16 protein-coding genes and 1 riboswitch are annotated in these 14,618 nt (G+C 24.8%); of the genes, 7 read left to right on the plus strand and 9 right to left on the minus strand.

Annotated elements, in window-relative coordinates:
* The 3 genes from Q0V08_RS02285 to Q0V08_RS02295 all read right to left on the minus strand — a co-directional run.
* Positions 1-538, minus strand: a 538-nt coding sequence (locus Q0V08_RS02285; protein WP_297431720.1) for a PTS sugar transporter subunit IIC, incomplete at its 3' end; no start/stop codon positions are given.
* 4 nt (positions 539-542) lie between these two features.
* Positions 543-1,706 carry an aminotransferase class I/II-fold pyridoxal phosphate-dependent enzyme gene (locus Q0V08_RS02290; RefSeq protein WP_297431722.1) on the minus strand — a complete coding sequence of 388 codons (1,164 nt, stop codon included), beginning with the start codon at positions 1,704-1,706 and terminating at the stop codon, positions 543-545.
* A 13-nt stretch (positions 1,707-1,719) separates the two neighbouring features.
* The gene (locus Q0V08_RS02295; RefSeq protein WP_297431724.1) at positions 1,720-2,763 is read right to left on the minus strand and encodes an iron-containing alcohol dehydrogenase; all 1,044 of its coding nucleotides are present in this window, start codon (positions 2,761-2,763) and stop codon (positions 1,720-1,722) included.
* Positions 2,764-3,139: 376 nt separating this feature from the next.
* Here Q0V08_RS02295 and Q0V08_RS02300 point away from each other — a divergent pair, with 376 nt between their 5' ends.
* Both Q0V08_RS02300 and Q0V08_RS02305 read left to right on the plus strand, forming a co-directional pair.
* The gene (locus tag Q0V08_RS02300; protein ID WP_297431726.1) at positions 3,140-3,910 is read left to right on the plus strand and encodes a MetQ/NlpA family ABC transporter substrate-binding protein; all 771 of its coding nucleotides are present in this window, start codon (positions 3,140-3,142) and stop codon (positions 3,908-3,910) included.
* A gap of 18 nt (positions 3,911-3,928) precedes the next feature.
* Entirely contained in the window at positions 3,929-4,672 is a 744-nt protein-coding gene (locus tag Q0V08_RS02305; protein ID WP_297431728.1) for a transporter substrate-binding domain-containing protein, read from the plus strand.
* 49 nt (positions 4,673-4,721) lie between these two features.
* On the opposite strand, the gene Q0V08_RS02310 is transcribed toward Q0V08_RS02305, so the two are convergent.
* Positions 4,722-6,119: a hypothetical protein gene (locus Q0V08_RS02310; RefSeq protein WP_297431730.1), complete on the minus strand. Its 1,398-nt coding sequence runs from the start codon at positions 6,117-6,119 to the stop codon at positions 4,722-4,724.
* Positions 6,120-6,205: 86 nt separating this feature from the next.
* A complete protein-coding gene (locus tag Q0V08_RS02315; RefSeq protein ID WP_297431732.1) occupies positions 6,206-7,600 on the minus strand; it encodes a hypothetical protein in 1,395 nt (464 codons plus the stop codon).
* Positions 7,601-7,792: 192 nt separating this feature from the next.
* On the opposite strand from Q0V08_RS02315, the gene Q0V08_RS02320 reads away from it, so the two are divergent.
* Both Q0V08_RS02320 and Q0V08_RS02325 read left to right on the plus strand, forming a co-directional pair.
* Positions 7,793-7,993 (plus strand): cold-shock protein, encoded by a 201-nt coding sequence (locus Q0V08_RS02320; RefSeq protein WP_297431734.1) that lies wholly within the window; start codon positions 7,793-7,795, stop codon positions 7,991-7,993.
* Positions 7,994-8,122: 129 nt separating this feature from the next.
* Positions 8,123-8,198: riboswitch (cyclic di-GMP riboswitch) on the plus strand.
* A gap of 121 nt (positions 8,199-8,319) precedes the next feature.
* Entirely contained in the window at positions 8,320-8,610 is a 291-nt protein-coding gene (locus tag Q0V08_RS02325; RefSeq protein ID WP_297431736.1) for a winged helix-turn-helix transcriptional regulator, read from the plus strand.
* Between the two features lie 33 nt (positions 8,611-8,643).
* Here the strand turns inward: Q0V08_RS02325 and Q0V08_RS02330 are convergent, their stop codons facing one another.
* The 3 genes from Q0V08_RS02330 to Q0V08_RS02340 all read right to left on the minus strand — a co-directional run bounded on the left by Q0V08_RS02330 (position 8,644) and on the right by Q0V08_RS02340 (position 12,205).
* A complete protein-coding gene (locus Q0V08_RS02330) occupies positions 8,644-10,038 on the minus strand; it encodes a hypothetical protein (protein WP_297431738.1) in 1,395 nt (464 codons plus the stop codon).
* An 86-nt stretch (positions 10,039-10,124) separates the two neighbouring features.
* Complete coding sequence (locus Q0V08_RS02335) at positions 10,125-11,525, minus strand: hypothetical protein (protein WP_297431740.1); 1,401 nt, start codon at positions 11,523-11,525, stop codon at positions 10,125-10,127.
* Between the two features lie 140 nt (positions 11,526-11,665).
* Positions 11,666-12,205, minus strand: a complete 540-nt coding sequence (locus tag Q0V08_RS02340; RefSeq protein ID WP_297431742.1) for an XRE family transcriptional regulator — start codon at positions 12,203-12,205, stop codon at positions 11,666-11,668.
* 199 nt (positions 12,206-12,404) lie between these two features.
* Between Q0V08_RS02340 and speD the strand changes: the two genes are divergently transcribed.
* From speD to Q0V08_RS02355, 3 genes are all read left to right on the plus strand, one after another.
* Positions 12,405-12,821 carry an adenosylmethionine decarboxylase gene (speD, locus tag Q0V08_RS02345; protein ID WP_297431744.1) on the plus strand — a complete coding sequence of 139 codons (417 nt, stop codon included), beginning with the start codon at positions 12,405-12,407 and terminating at the stop codon, positions 12,819-12,821.
* Position 12,822: 1 nt separating this feature from the next.
* A complete protein-coding gene (speE, locus tag Q0V08_RS02350; protein WP_297431746.1) occupies positions 12,823-13,677 on the plus strand; it encodes a polyamine aminopropyltransferase in 855 nt (284 codons plus the stop codon).
* Positions 13,678-13,741: 64 nt separating this feature from the next.
* Positions 13,742-14,176, plus strand: a complete 435-nt coding sequence (locus Q0V08_RS02355) for a CAP domain-containing protein (protein ID WP_297431748.1) — start codon at positions 13,742-13,744, stop codon at positions 14,174-14,176.
* 40 nt (positions 14,177-14,216) lie between these two features.
* Here Q0V08_RS02355 and Q0V08_RS02360 read toward each other — a convergent pair whose 3' ends face one another.
* Positions 14,217-14,579, minus strand: a complete 363-nt coding sequence (locus Q0V08_RS02360; protein WP_297431749.1) for a YbaN family protein — start codon at positions 14,577-14,579, stop codon at positions 14,217-14,219.
* Positions 14,580-14,618: the final 39 nt, after the last annotated feature.

Raw genomic sequence — 14,618 nt, forward strand, 5'->3', positions numbered from 1 at the left:
GAATAGAAAATATAATAGCTATAATTCCACCAGTTAAAAGAGGTTGCATTTTAACAACTTCTTCAACAGTAAGACCGATGGCTCCATTAACTTTACTAACATAAGGTAAAAGATTTAAACCAATCCATCCAACTGCAGTTGAAATTAAGATAGGAAGAGCTACCATACTTAATCCCTTCACTTTATCTCTAAAAAGGTAGATAGCTAAAGATGCAATAAATGCTGTTACACCAGCATTAACAACATCACCAGTTCCAGTCAAAACTATATTCCCATTGACAAAGGATACAACACCTGATCCAATAAAAGTAGCAACAGAAACACATATACTTTCTAAAGGAGTGAAACTTAATTGATATGAAACTCCAGTTCCAATTGCAAAAGGAAGTAAACTTGTAGATATTTTTGTTAGATTTAATATACTTACTAAATTTAAACTTTTTGCAATCTCCCCAAGAATTGCTGAAGGAATAAGAGTAGCAACTATTCCTAAACTCATACCATTTAATATTTTAAAGATTAGCTCTTTTATTTTCATTTTTTCACCTTCCCATATTGTTTATTGAATTTTTTTCAATTCTATCAAAAGCTTCTTTTAAAACTTCTAAACTATTTGAACAAGCTATTCTAACTGCTTTATCATCACCAAAAGGCTTTCCTGGAATAACTTTAACTTTTAATTTTTCAAAAAGATAGTTTGAATATTCAATAGAGTTTAGATTAGTTTCACTAATATCTATGAAAATATATATTCCACCTTGAGGAGTAAAAGCTTTTAAACCATGGATATTGTTAATTCTATTTAAGCTGTATTCAACCCTCTCTTTATATAGAGGAACAACACTATTTTTTACATGCTTTCTATTTTTTAAAGCTGCAAGTGCTGCTCTTTGGGAGATAGCTGATGCACTATAAACAATAACTTCATTTATTTTTCTAATTGTATCTACAATAGCTTTAGGTGCAATGTTATATCCAACTCTCCAACCTGTCATAGCAAAATTTTTAGAAAAGCTACAAACAGAAATAGTTCGTTCTTTCATTCCACTTAAAGTATAGATTGGAATAAAACTATTAGAATAATCATAAAAATCATAGATATCATCAGCATAAACAAGTAGATCATATTTTTTAGCTAATTCACTAACAATCTCTAAACTTTCTAGAGAGTAACAAACTCCTGTAGGATTAGATGGAGTGTTTATAATAATACCCTTAGTTTTATTTGTAATAGCTTTTTCTAAATCCTCTTTGATAATTTGATAGTTATTTTCAATAGTTGTATGAACAATAACTGGATTTCCTTTAGCTTCTTTTATTTGGTCTACATAAACAGGAAAAAATGGTGCAATTACAATAACCTCATCCCCTTCATTTAGTGTGGCTTGTAAAGCTAAATACATTCCATGACAAGCTCCAGATAAAACAATAACTTCATCAAGATTAATATTATAGTTATTAAACTCAGTTTTATGATATTTAATAATCTCTTCACGAAGTTCTAAATCTCCTAAAGGATCAGTATAGTGAGTATGACCATTTAATGCATCTTGAAAAGCTGAATTTATAATGATTTTATCAGTATGTATATCTAAATCTCCAATTCCTAAATTTATAATTTGATTTTTTTCTGATTCATCAATAGATTTAAAAGTTGTTTCCTCTTTATTTTGAAATCTCTTAGCCAAATATTTTGATCCATTCATTTTCATTTCCCCCTTATAAATTTCCTTCTAAAATAGTTATAAACTCCTCTTTAGTAAACTTAAGTGGTACCTCACTACCAGCTATAGAATTTAAAATTTTATTGATAATCTCCTCTTTTTTCTCAAGATACTCCTCTTTGATAACTATCTCTTTAAGAGTAGTTGGAAGATTAATCTCTTTATAGAACTTTAAAAGAGTATTAAGTTGTTCATGATTATCTTCAAGTTGTAACTGAATAAGTATACCAAAAGCAACAACTTCTCCATGTAGATGCTCCTCTTCAACTCTTTTAATCTTAGTTAAAGCATCAAAAATAGCATGAGCAATAGCTCCATTATATTTAAAATCAATAAGATTTGAAACGATACCAGTTGTAACAAGAATGACTCCGGCTACTTCTTTGAAATCATCATCAACTATTGGTGTAGATAAAGCATGTTTTCCATAATTTAACATAGTTTCTTTACAAAGGTGACTTAATTTCTCTCCCATAGTGGTGTTGAAATTTAATTTTTTACCACGAGCTTTTAAATTCATTTCATAGTATTTAGCTAGTGTATCCCCTATTCCTGCCCATAGATATTTTTTAGGAGCAGCGATTAAAGTATCTAAATTTATGAAGGTTTTATGAGGAGGTCTTTTTAAAAAATATAGTTCTTGAAATACATGATTTTCTTCATACATAACTGAAATATATGAAACAGCAGCGCATGTAGAAGCAATAGTAGGGAGTGTAAAAAGTGGTATGTTCAATTTATCCATTAGAACTTTTGAAGCATCAATAGATTTCCCACCTCCAATACCAATTATTAAATCATAGGTATTGTTTTTTAAATTTTTCAAAGTTGAGTTAATAATAGTATGACAACATTCATTTCCATAATGAACTAGGTGAAATTTTTTATCTTCTAAAATTTTAAAAAACTCATTTTTTATTGATAAAAGAGATTTTTCACCATGAATAACTAAAATGTTGTTGAAGTTTTGAATCTCTTTAGCTAAAACATTCCAAATGTTACTGTCCATATAAACTTCTGTTAAAATAGATTTTTCCATAAAATTCCTCCTAGTTCATAAATTAAGATAAAATAAAAAAGCTTTTGGTTTCCCAAAAGCTTTAAACAATAAGTCTTTAAAAAGTTAGTTGGGATATAAGCCTATATTTATTTAATACAAATAGGCTTATATCTATATTTCTAGACATAAACCATAGTTTTAAAATAATACATAAACCAAAACATAGCCCTAACTTTTCTTAAAGACATTTTTAATCTCCTCCAAAATTTTTTATTTGCATAAATATAACATAAAAAAATAGGGTTGTAAACATTTTTTTGAAAATATTTTTTTAAAAAAAATAAAATAAAAAAAGATTGACAAAATTATAAAAAATTATTATCATTTTTAAAACATTTATAACTGGGGGTATTTTATGAAAAGAACATTTTTGCTATTAGTTATTGTTTCAAATTTTGTTTTTGGAAAAGATGTGTTTAAAATTGGGGCTACTCCAATACCTGCGGGGGAGATTTTAAATGAGGTAAAGGAGGATTTAGCAAAAGAGGGATTAAATATTGAGATTGTTGAATTTACAGACTATATTGTGCCAAATTTAGCTTTGGCAGATGGATCTTTAGATGCAAACTTTTTTCAACATAAACCATATTTAGCTAATTTTATGAAAGAGAAAAATTTAGATTTAGTTCCTCTAGAGGATATATATGTACCACCTTTAGGAGCTTATTCTAAAAAGTATAAAAGTATAAATGATTTGAAAGTTGGAGATAAAGTGGCGATTCCAAATGATCCAACAAATGCTGGAAGAGCATTAATTTTGTTACACAATAATGGAGTTATAAAATTATCTAATCCTAAGGATCTTATGGCTACAGAGTTTGATATAGTTGAAAACCCAAAAAAGTTAAAGGTTGTTTCTCTTCAAGCTGCTCAATTACCAAGAGCTTTAGATGATGTGGATTTAGTAGTTATAAATTGTAACTATGCTTTAGATGCTGGATTATCACCTCAGGATGATTCTTTAATTGTTGAGGGAAAAGAGAGTGCTTATGGAAATGTAGTAGCTGTAAGAAAAGGTGATGAAAATAGTAAAGAGATTGCAACTTTAATGAAAGTTCTAAGGAGTGACAAAGTTAGAACTTTTATATTAGAGAAGTATAAAGGGGGAATAATTCCTCTATTCTAAACTATTTTGGAGGTTTTTATGAAAAGTATATTAAAAGGAATTTTTATAGCATTAATCGCATTGATTGTTTTTAGTTGTGAAGAGAAAGATGGAAAAATTCAAGATAAAAAAGATCGAGTTTTTGTAATTGGAACTAATGCAGAATACCCACCATTTGAATATTTAGAAAATGGAAAAGTAGTTGGATTAGATCCTGAGATTATAGAAGCTATATTTCAAAAGCTTGGATATCAATATAAATGGGCTAATATGGAGTTTGGAGGATTAATATCAGCACTACAAACTGGAAAAATAGATATGGTTATAGCAGGAATGAGTGTAACTCCAGAGAGATCAAAAATGGTTCAATTTACATCTCCTTATCTAACTTCAAAAGTGGCCTTTATAACAAATAAAAAGAATCCTATAAAGGGTATGGATGATTTAGAGCATAAAAAATATGGAGCAGAGCTAGGAACAACAAAGGAGAATACTGCAAAAAATATTTTAGGATCAACAGTAGTTCCTTTTCAAAATAATACGTCAGCACTATTAGCTTTAAAAAATGGTCAAATTGATGGAATCGTTTTAGATGAAAGTGTAGCAGAAGAGTATGTAAAAAATAATTCAGATTTATCATTAGTTGGTATTTTAGAAGGGGAGCCAAAAGCTATAGCTTTTGGAAAAAACGATAAGGATTATGAAAAGATAAACGAAGTGCTAGTTCAACTAGTTAACGATGGAACTATAGAAAAGTTAAAAGAGAAGTATAAGGTTAAGTAATTATTAATTTTAATAGCAAAAGGTGGTTTTATTTTAGTAAAACCACCTTTTATAAATTATTGTAAAATTTATTTACACCTAAAGAAAAAGCTTTTTCTTCTAATATATTTTGAACTTTTGAATTACAATAAAAATCCATAACAAAAACAGAAGGATGAATTTTCTCATCACTAATAACTAAATCATATTCACTAAAATCTCTTAATATATCTTTTTTATGAAAAAAAGAAGCTTCTAAATCAAATTTTATATTAGGAGCTAATTTATTTAAACTTTTTTTAAATAAATTATAATGATTTGAATTGATTTCATTAAAAAGAAATAAAACATTTTTTATATCAGAAACATTATCTTCGATTAAAGCTCTTTTAAGAGCAAAAGCAATAGAAAATTTATCTCCTAAAAAGAATTCATAAGAATGTTTTTTACAAAGAAAATCTAGTTTATTTAAAAGAATTTTATCATTTTCATCAAGATATACATTTTTAAAATCTATTATACTATTTTTGAATTTAAAAAGAGCAAGATAGATATTATGGAAAAGCATTTCTTCTAACTCTGAATTTAAGTTAGATATTTTAAACTCATTTTTTAAAATATGTAAAAATTTTAAAGTTTTTACTTTATTGTCTTTATCTAAAAAATAATAATCTAAAATCAGAGTAGTTAAAAAGAAAGTTAATTCATCCTTATATTTAGAATTAAAATCTCGACCATATTTGTTAATTAATGATTTTATATGACTAAATTCTTTAGTTTCAAGATAGCTTTCATTTCTAAATAAAGACTCCTCAAAAATTTCAGAACAAACTTCTAAAGAGTATAAGAAAGAAAGTAAAAAATAATTCACAGATATATTAGAAAATTTAAGTATAGGATAAATTTGAGATAATCTAGTTTTAGTATCAAATTTTTTTATATCTATTAGAAGGGATTTTAATGGAGGAACTAAAATATCCTCTTCAATAAAAAGCTTCATAAGTTTTCTATGAAAGTTTTTTTTCTCAATCAAGCTAAGTTCAGTTATTAAAAGTCCCTTTCCATGAAGATACTCATAGCGAGTTCCATTTTTTGAAAACTCATCCTTAACCCTTTGAAAACATCGAAGAATGGTGCTTCTAGATAAATCTAAAATCTCTTTTTCTTTTTCTAAATTTAAAAATCCATAAGCAATAAATTTAATGTAAAGATAATCAATTCTTTCTTCTACAGTTAAAATATTGAAATTATCAAAGAGTATTTCCCATTGTTTTTTACTGAGTATTAAACAAAAAACATCCTCTTTTTTTTCAACTTTAGGTAAATCAATAGACTCTAAAAAATCATTAATTTGGGAAATTGTTTTTAGAATAGCATTTTTTTCAACTTTTAAATATAGATGCATGTCTTCTATTGACATCTCAGTTTGAGATAAAATTTTTAAAATATTAGCAGCTGTTGTATTCATTTAATCACCTCCGACATTTATAGTTTAACATATATTTTAAAGGAACAGAACATAAAAAAGAACACTTTTAAAGTGTTCTTGAATATTTAAATAGTATCTAATTTATTTAATCCATTTGTTAAAGCATGGTTTTCTAAAATATTATGAACATTGACAATATTGTAGTACTCAACAATTTTTGCATTAGGCACAATGTTACTGTCACTAATAATTATATCATAATTTTTATGATTATATACAATATTTTTCTTATGAAAGAAAGTAGCTTCAATATCAAATATTATATTTGGGTGAAATTTTTTTAAAGATTTTTTAAAGATGATTTGATCAACAGCAACTACTTCATTGAAAAGTAAAAGAACATTTTTTATATTTGAAAAATGTTCATCGATAAGTATTCTTCGAATAACATATACAATCATAAATTTATCAACAAGATATAAATTATACGAAAATTCATTTAAAATCTCATCTAATTTATTTAAAATAATTTTGTGAGGTTTACTGAAAGAAATATTGATAATTTTTACAATTTTATTATTATATTTAAAAAACGAAAGATAGAGTTTATTAAACAACATTTTTTCTAAATCTTTATTAGAAATTTTAACACAAAATTTATTTTTAATAGAAGTGGTTAAATTTTTACAAATATCTATAATAGATGCTTCTAAAATCCCCTTTTCACAAGAAAGAGCTGTTAAAAAATGACAAAGTTGATTTTTAAACTCTTCATCAAAATCATGGCCAAATGCATTAATATTTTTTTGCAATTCTTTAAATTTATCTAAATCTAAATTTGAATCATCTGCAAGATTAAATCCTCCAAAAATATGGATGCAAACTTCTAAAGAACATATAAAAGAAAGTAAAAAATAATTTATGGAAATATCTGAAGCTTTAAGTATAGGATAAAGCTGAGATAACCTCTTTTTTGTATCAAATTTTTTAATGGAATTAAAAAGTTCTTTTCGAATAGGAACTAAAATATCTTCTTCAATAAAAAATTTCATAAGTTTTTTATAAAAGAGATTTTTATCATTTTTAGAAAGGGTTTTCAAAACAAGTCCCTTTCCATGATAGTATTCATAAGTAGTTCCATTTTTTAAAAATTCATCTTTAACTATTTGAAAAACTCTAAGAATAGTACTTCTCGAAATCTCTAAAATCTCTTTTTCTTTTTCTAGGTTTAAAAATCCAGTAGAAATAAATTTTATAAATAAATAATCCGCTTTTTCATCAGTTGTTAAGATTGTAAATTTTTCAAATAAAATTTTTAATTCTAATGTATTTAATTTTAGAAAATAGAAATCATCCTCTTTAGAAATAATAGGTAAATTAATTGAAGTTAAAAATTCATTAAGTTGTGAAATTGTTTTAATAATAGAGCTTTTTTCAACATCTAAGTACAGTTGCATATCTTCTATGGATATCTCAGTTTGAGAGAGTATCTTCAAAATATTAGCAGCTGTTGTATTCATATTACCACCCCCGATTTTTATAGTTTATCACACTATGTGTGATATTAAAATAGTCTTTATACATACCACTTTTGCTTCTCTAAAAAGAAAAATTGAAATATTTAATTTATAAATTATATGTGATAATATAAGAGCATATAAGAAATTAATTTAATTTCTAGAAGTATTATAAACACGGAGGGGAATAAAAAAATGACAAAAGGTACAGTAAAATGGTTTAACAAAGAGAAAGGATTTGGATTTGTAACTTGCGAAGAAGGAAAGGATTACTTTGTACACTTTTCTGGAATTGTAGGAGATGGATTTAGATTTTTAGAAGAGGGGCAAAATGTGTCTTTTAGAGTTGAAAGTGGAGACAAAGGACCTTTAGCTAAAGAAGTTCAAGCAAACTAATATATAGTCCTAATAATATATATAAGAACGGAAATATTCCGTTCTTTTTATTTATAATTGTTTTTGTATAGAGCATTGTGTAAAAAAAACATTGCATAAAAGGATAAAAATAGGATATAATTAGAGTACAAAATTATATGGCAAACTATGAGAAATCATAGGACGCAAAGCTATAGGGCCTGTAAAATGGTAGCCAGTTGCACTTATCTTCTAAATTTATTAAATTTAGGGATGAGTGTTTTTTTTTTGAAAAAATAAGTAAAAAAAGGAAAGAAAGAGAAAATCTATAATATAATTATAGATAAATATATTAGGGGTGTTGTATTATGTGTAAAACAGAGATAAAAAAAGAGTTAGGAAAATATCATATTAATTATACACATGAAAAAATTTTAAGAAGAATAAATGAAAATCCTGGAATAACAATGTGTGAGTTGACTAAAGGTTTGGATTTGTCAAAGGGATCTGTTTCTCTTTGTATAAAAAGATTAGAAGAGGAAAATTTAATTCAAAAATATGGAACATTTGATGATAAAAGAGTTTTTAGACTTCATCCAACAAAAATAGGGAAAGATTTATGTAGTAAAATTAAATTAATCCAAATACTAAAAATATAAAATCTCCGTATTTCTTTATACGGAGATTTTATATTAGAGAGGTAAAGAATAGTGTTTAATAGATGGATAGTTAGAATTTAAAGTTAAATTTTCAAAAGTTATAATTAAAGAAACTTCTTCTTGTAATAGATAATTGTCTAACTCATAGTATTTAATGAAATTAGAGATCTTTATATCCTCTTTTAAAAGAAAAATATTTTTAATAATTGGATGTAAAAATTTTGGAAGATCTTTAAAAATAACAATAGTATTGGCAACTTCTGAAGAGTTATTTTTATTTAAATTCCAAAGATAAAGAAAAATAATATTTGAAAGTTGAATATTAAAATAAACCTTTTTTAATTCAAGAAAAAGTTGATAACACTCAATTTTTGTTTTATTACTTAAATTTAAATTTAGGAAAGAAAGATCATACATATATAGAAAAGAACTTTCTTTGCTTGCAATGTGAATTCGGTGACTAAATCTTTCAAAGTAGCAATTTTGAAAAGAACTTAAAGAAGTAATCTTAGAAAATAGTTTTTTTAGTTCAAAACACTCTTTATCTAATTTTATATTATTTTCTTTTAAAGTACCTGCACAAAATTTTAATGTTAAAATAAAGATATTTATATCTTTTAAAGGAAATTTTCCCAAGAGTGAAGTTTTAAAAAAGATATATGCTTTTTCAATATTTTTTTTTGTAAAAATATCTGAAAAGTATTTTTTAAATTCTTCAAGAGATAAGCTAGAGATACTTTCGGCACAATTTTCATAAAAATATGTTCTATACATACTCTGTAAAAGTTTTTTATTATTAATAAAAATGTCTAAATCAAAAGCATAAACAAAATGTTCTATTTCATGAATAATTTTTTCAAATATTTTTTGTTCGAAAAAACCTAAATAATTTTTTGACATTAAATAAGGTAACTCATCAATTTCAATTAAAAACTTAAATAAATATGATAAAAAACAATTTTTAATATTACCATAATCTCCAAAAATTTTAATTCCTTTACTAGAAATACTAGAAATTTCCAATTGATAAAATTTTAAAGCTTTTTTGACAGAGATTAAATCATCACTTAAAGTCCTTCTAGAGATATTTAAGGTAGAGGGCAGAGTATTTAAATTTAAAGTTAAATTTAATTCATACTGTTTTAATAACATTAAAATAATATAAAATATTCTATCCTCTTTAGTAAAAATTTGATTTTCTTTTAAAAGTTTTAAAATAGATTTATTTTCTAAAATCTTCTTAATCATTTGTAATAAAGTTATATTTTCTTTTTTAGTATCTATAATATAATAAATTTGCTTTATATATAAAATAACATTTTGTTTATTCATATTTAAGAAGTGACAAATAAAATCTATATTTTTATCAGGAATAAAATCTAACAGTTTATATATTCTGATATGATTAGCATTAATATTTATTTTCATTTTTATTATTCCCTTCTTTTATTTAAAATATTGCTGTTATAGTATAACATCTATATAAAAAAAAATAAAATTTAAAGAATAAAAAATTAGTTATGTAAAATATTTTGAATAGCTTTATCAAAAATATGATTATGAATAGCTAAAAAAATTTGACTTGGATTAAAGCTATTAACAACAATAGTTTTTGAACTTAAACTTGGTTCATCACTCAATATTAAATCATATTTTCCCTCATAATTTTTAGAATTTAGTTTATAAAAGAAGGCAGGTTCTATATGAAAATTAAATTTATGTCTAGAGTTTTCTAAGGTATTTTTTAAATAATTATCATCTAAGATAATAACTTCATTGAAAAGCAATAAAATATTTTTTAATGAAGTTTTATTGTGCTCAATAATTATTTTTGTTATTATTTGAGTAATTGAAATTTTATCACAAAAAAATAAATTAATATTATGGTCATTCAAGATATTATTTAAAATATTTAATAGTATTTTTTCCTTTTCATTAATAGTAACATTTCTAACTTTAAAAATTTGATTTTCATATTTAAAAACAGAAAAACAAATTTTTTTTAATAACATTTTTTCTGAAAGAGTATCTAAATCATTTAGATTTAATCGTACTTTTATTTCTTCAATAACTTTAAAAGCTTTTTGTAAAGTGCTAGGTTCAAAATCAACCTCCTCTTTTTTTAAACAAACTATAAAATAAAAAAGTTGGTTTTGATATTCTAAACTATAGTCTTTTAATTCTGATTTTATAAGTTTTTCAATATTTGAGAAATCATCATAGTTATAGTCTTTTTTAAAATTAAATCCTCCAAAAACTTTTATGCAAATATGTAAAGAGCATAAAAACGAGATAATAAAATGAGTTGTTGGCAGATTTAATGTTTTAAAAATAATATAGAGATTATCAAGTAAATTATTGATATTATAACTTTTAATTAAATTTATTATAAAAATAGAGTGATTTAAAGAAAAATCACATTTTACAAAAAATTTAATCAATTTCTTAGAAAAAATATTTTTATCAGTTTGAGATAAAAAAGTTAATTTCAATCCTTTTCCAACAATATATTCATATTGAGACCCATTTATTTCTAATGTTTTTTTTACATCATTAAAATATCTAATTATAGAGCTTCTAGATATATTTAAAACTTCTTTTTCAACTTCTAAATTGATAAATCCTTCATGAATGAATTTAATATAAAGATAGTCAATGACTTCATCATTAGTAATAAAATCTTTACGACTAAAAAGACTTGACCATTGAGATTTAGAAAGTTTTAGTGAATATGTTACTCCTTGTAAATCAATTAAAGGAAGATTTTCATCTTTTAAGAAAGAGTTGATAGAATTGATATTTTTATAGATAGATTTTTTCTCCAAATTTAAGTATAAAGAAAATTCATCTAAAGAAAAGTCTCCTTGTGAAAGAAGAGTTAGTATGTTGATATTTGTTGTATTAATTTGAACCACCCCCATCTTAACTTATATCATATAAAAAAGATAAAGAAAATATGAAAAATTTTAAAAAATGAGAGGAAAGTGTTATAAAAATTTTCTACAAATAAAAAAGATAGTCATAAAATTTACAACTACCTTTATAAAAATTAAGTTTAAAATGATGGGGGATTTGAAACCCAAAGAACTTTAGCACTACCTTTTCCACAATTTGATAAGTAGTGATTTTTACCTGAACTGTAATAAAAAGACTCACCTTTTTTAGCTTTATAAACTTTATCTCCTAGATGGATTAAAATCTCTCCTTTTAAAACATAGCCAAACTCTTGACCATCATGAGAAATCTCCTCTTTATATCTTCCACCCTCTTCTAAAGTTAATAAGATAGGTTCCATTTGATTTTTTTGAGCATTTGGTATAATCCATTCAACTTTATATTTTAGTTTAGAATCTGTAAGTTCAAAAGCATCATTTTCATCAAAAACGATTTTTTCATCACCATCATCGCTAAAGAAATCTTTTAAATTTGTTCCAAGACCTTCAAGGATATCAGCTAAATTTGCAATAGATGGAGAAGTTAGATTTCTTTCTACTTGAGATATAAATCCTTTTGATAACTCACAACGACTTGCTAGTTCATCTTGAGTAAGATATTTTTCTTGTCTTAGTCTTTTTATTTTTTTTCCGATTTCCATATAGATCTCTCCTTAAATTATCGATAATATAGTATATTCTCTTTTTTATAAAAAAGCAATTGACAAAAAATAAAGAGATGATATTATATAAATAATATTTAAAATATTAAATTTCAAGTATATTTTTTTAAACAAAAGTTTAATATTTTAATATTTAAATTTAATTTTTTGTTAAGATACTGTTTTTAGGAGGAGAAAATTGAAATTAGAAACACTTGGAAGACACATTTTAATTGAGTTTTATAACTGTGATGAGGAGATATTAAAAAATCCTACTCTAATAAAAGAACATATGAACAAAGCAGCAAAAATAGCTAATGCAACAATAGTTGAATCAGTATTTCACCATTTTAACCCATATGGAGTATCTGGAGCTGTAATTATATCAGAATCCCATCTTGCAATTCATACTTGGCCAGAGTATGGTTATGCAGCAGTTGATGTGTTTACTTGTGGTGATAAGATAGATCCATGGACAGCTTTTAAATTTTTAGAGGATGTATTTAAATCAGATAGAAGTGAATCAATAGAGGTTCCAAGGGGAATGGTAGATAAAATTAGAAATTACTCAAAAAAAGAACTAGGAAAAATAACTTTTAAACCAGAGGAGGAATAACATGTTAGATTTATGGTTTACTGAAAAATGGTCAGAGGATACAAGATTTTCAATTAAAGTTAAAGAACATCTTTATTCAGAAGATACACCTTTTCAAAAGATAGATTTTTTTACATCAGATGAATACGGAAGATTTTTTACATTAGATGGAATGATAATGATAACTGAAAAAGATGAGTTTATATATCATGAGATGATAACTCATGTTCCAATGTGTACAAATTTAAATATAAAAAAAGTTTTAGTAATAGGTGGTGGAGATGGAGGTACAGTAAGAGAGCTAACAAGATATTCTACCATTGAAAAAATAGACATGGTTGAAATAGATGAAAGAGTTGTGAGGTTATCTCAAAAGTTTTTGCCATTTACAGCAGATAAGCTAGAAGATAAAAGGGTAACTTTATATTTTCAAGATGGTTTGAAATTTGTAGAAGATTGTCCAAGTGAGGAGTATGATTTAATATTAGTTGATTCAACAGATCCAATATCTGTTGGAGAAGGACTTTTTACAACTGAGTTTTACAAAAATTGTTATAGAGTTTTAAAAGAAGATGGAATATTAGTGAATCAACATGAGTCACCATACTATGAGAGATATTCTCAAGAGATGAAAAAAGCTCATAATAAGATAAAAAATATATTCCCAATTGCAAAAGTTTATCAGTTTCATCAACCAACATATGCATCAGGACACTGGTTGTTTGGATTTGCATCAAAAAAATATAATCCAACTTTAGATTGTAAAACTGAAGAGTGGAATAGATTAAATATAAAAACAAAATATTATAATGCAGATATTCAAATAGCAACATTTGCTTTACCAAACTATGTAAAAGATCAACTAGAAGAAAAATAATCTTGGAGATATAAAAGAGATTTTGCTAAGATATATTATAGAAAACTATAATAGGGAGGCAAAATTGAAAAAATTACTAGTAATAATGGTTTTTCTTTTAGGAACATTGGTTTTTGGAGCTAATGAGGATCAAAAGGTTATTTTAAGATTAGTTAATAAGGAAAGAGTTAATAGAGGACTAAGTCCTATGAAATTAAATTCAAAATTAAATAAACTGGCTAAAATAAAATCTGATGACATGCATAAAAATAGATATTTTAGTCATAATTCTCCTGTTTACGGAACACCTTTTGATTTAATGAAAAAACATAAAGTGAATTATATGACTGGTGGAGAGAATATAGCAAAAGGTCAAAATACTCCAGAATATGTTATGAAATCATGGATGAATTCTCCAGGACATAGGAAAAATATTCTAAATCCACGTTTTAAAGAGATGGGAGTTTCAAGAGATGAGTATGGAAAAAATATTTGGACACAGATGTTTATAGGTAGCTAGTTAAATAGGTTATAGTGAAGGATTAGTTAGTCACTATAACCTATTTTTTTATTGTATCAACATTAATAATATGAAAAATAACTCCTACAAGAATTAGTAAAAGTAAAATTTTACCAAGGATAAAGGGCATGAAAAACATTCCCAATGTCATTCCAAAAATTGTGGATACTATAGCGATAATTTTATTTTTTTTAGTAATTCCCTTATTAACTCTATAATCTTTTAAATATTCACCAAAATATTTATTAGTAAGTAACCAGTTATAGAATTTTTCTGAACTTTTTTCAAAAAAGTATGCAGCAATAAGTATAAATGGTACTGTTGGAATTATAGGTAAAAAAGCACCAATGATTCCAAAACCTAAAAATAGAAAGCCTAAAAATGTAAAAATTTTTTTCTTCATGTAAAAAGCCTCCAGATAAAAAGTTTTCATAAGGATTTA

It is taken from the genome of uncultured Cetobacterium sp. (genome assembly GCF_947038635.1).
Lineage (GTDB): Bacteria > Fusobacteriota > Fusobacteriia > Fusobacteriales > Fusobacteriaceae > Cetobacterium_A.

Coding starts and splice junctions, on each gene's coding strand:
- Q0V08_RS02340 (WP_297431742.1), bottom strand. CDS start 12,205: ATGGAAATCGGAAAAAAAATAAAAAGACTAAGACAAGAAAAATATCTT.
- Q0V08_RS02310 (WP_297431730.1), bottom strand. CDS start 6,119: ATGAATACAACAGCTGCTAATATTTTAAAAATTTTATCTCAAACTGAG.
- Q0V08_RS02305 (WP_297431728.1), top strand. CDS start 3,929: ATGAAAAGTATATTAAAAGGAATTTTTATAGCATTAATCGCATTGATT.
- speE (WP_297431746.1), top strand. CDS start 12,823: ATGTTAGATTTATGGTTTACTGAAAAATGGTCAGAGGATACAAGATTT.
- Q0V08_RS02360 (WP_297431749.1), bottom strand. CDS start 14,579: ATGAAGAAAAAAATTTTTACATTTTTAGGCTTTCTATTTTTAGGTTTT.
- Q0V08_RS02325 (WP_297431736.1), top strand. CDS start 8,320: ATGTGTAAAACAGAGATAAAAAAAGAGTTAGGAAAATATCATATTAAT.
- Q0V08_RS02330 (WP_297431738.1), bottom strand. CDS start 10,038: ATGAAAATAAATATTAATGCTAATCATATCAGAATATATAAACTGTTA.
- Q0V08_RS02300 (WP_297431726.1), top strand. CDS start 3,140: ATGAAAAGAACATTTTTGCTATTAGTTATTGTTTCAAATTTTGTTTTT.
- Q0V08_RS02295 (WP_297431724.1), bottom strand. CDS start 2,763: ATGGAAAAATCTATTTTAACAGAAGTTTATATGGACAGTAACATTTGG.
- Q0V08_RS02315 (WP_297431732.1), bottom strand. CDS start 7,600: ATGAATACAACAGCTGCTAATATTTTGAAGATACTCTCTCAAACTGAG.
- Q0V08_RS02320 (WP_297431734.1), top strand. CDS start 7,793: ATGACAAAAGGTACAGTAAAATGGTTTAACAAAGAGAAAGGATTTGGA.
- Q0V08_RS02290 (WP_297431722.1), bottom strand. CDS start 1,706: ATGAATGGATCAAAATATTTGGCTAAGAGATTTCAAAATAAAGAGGAA.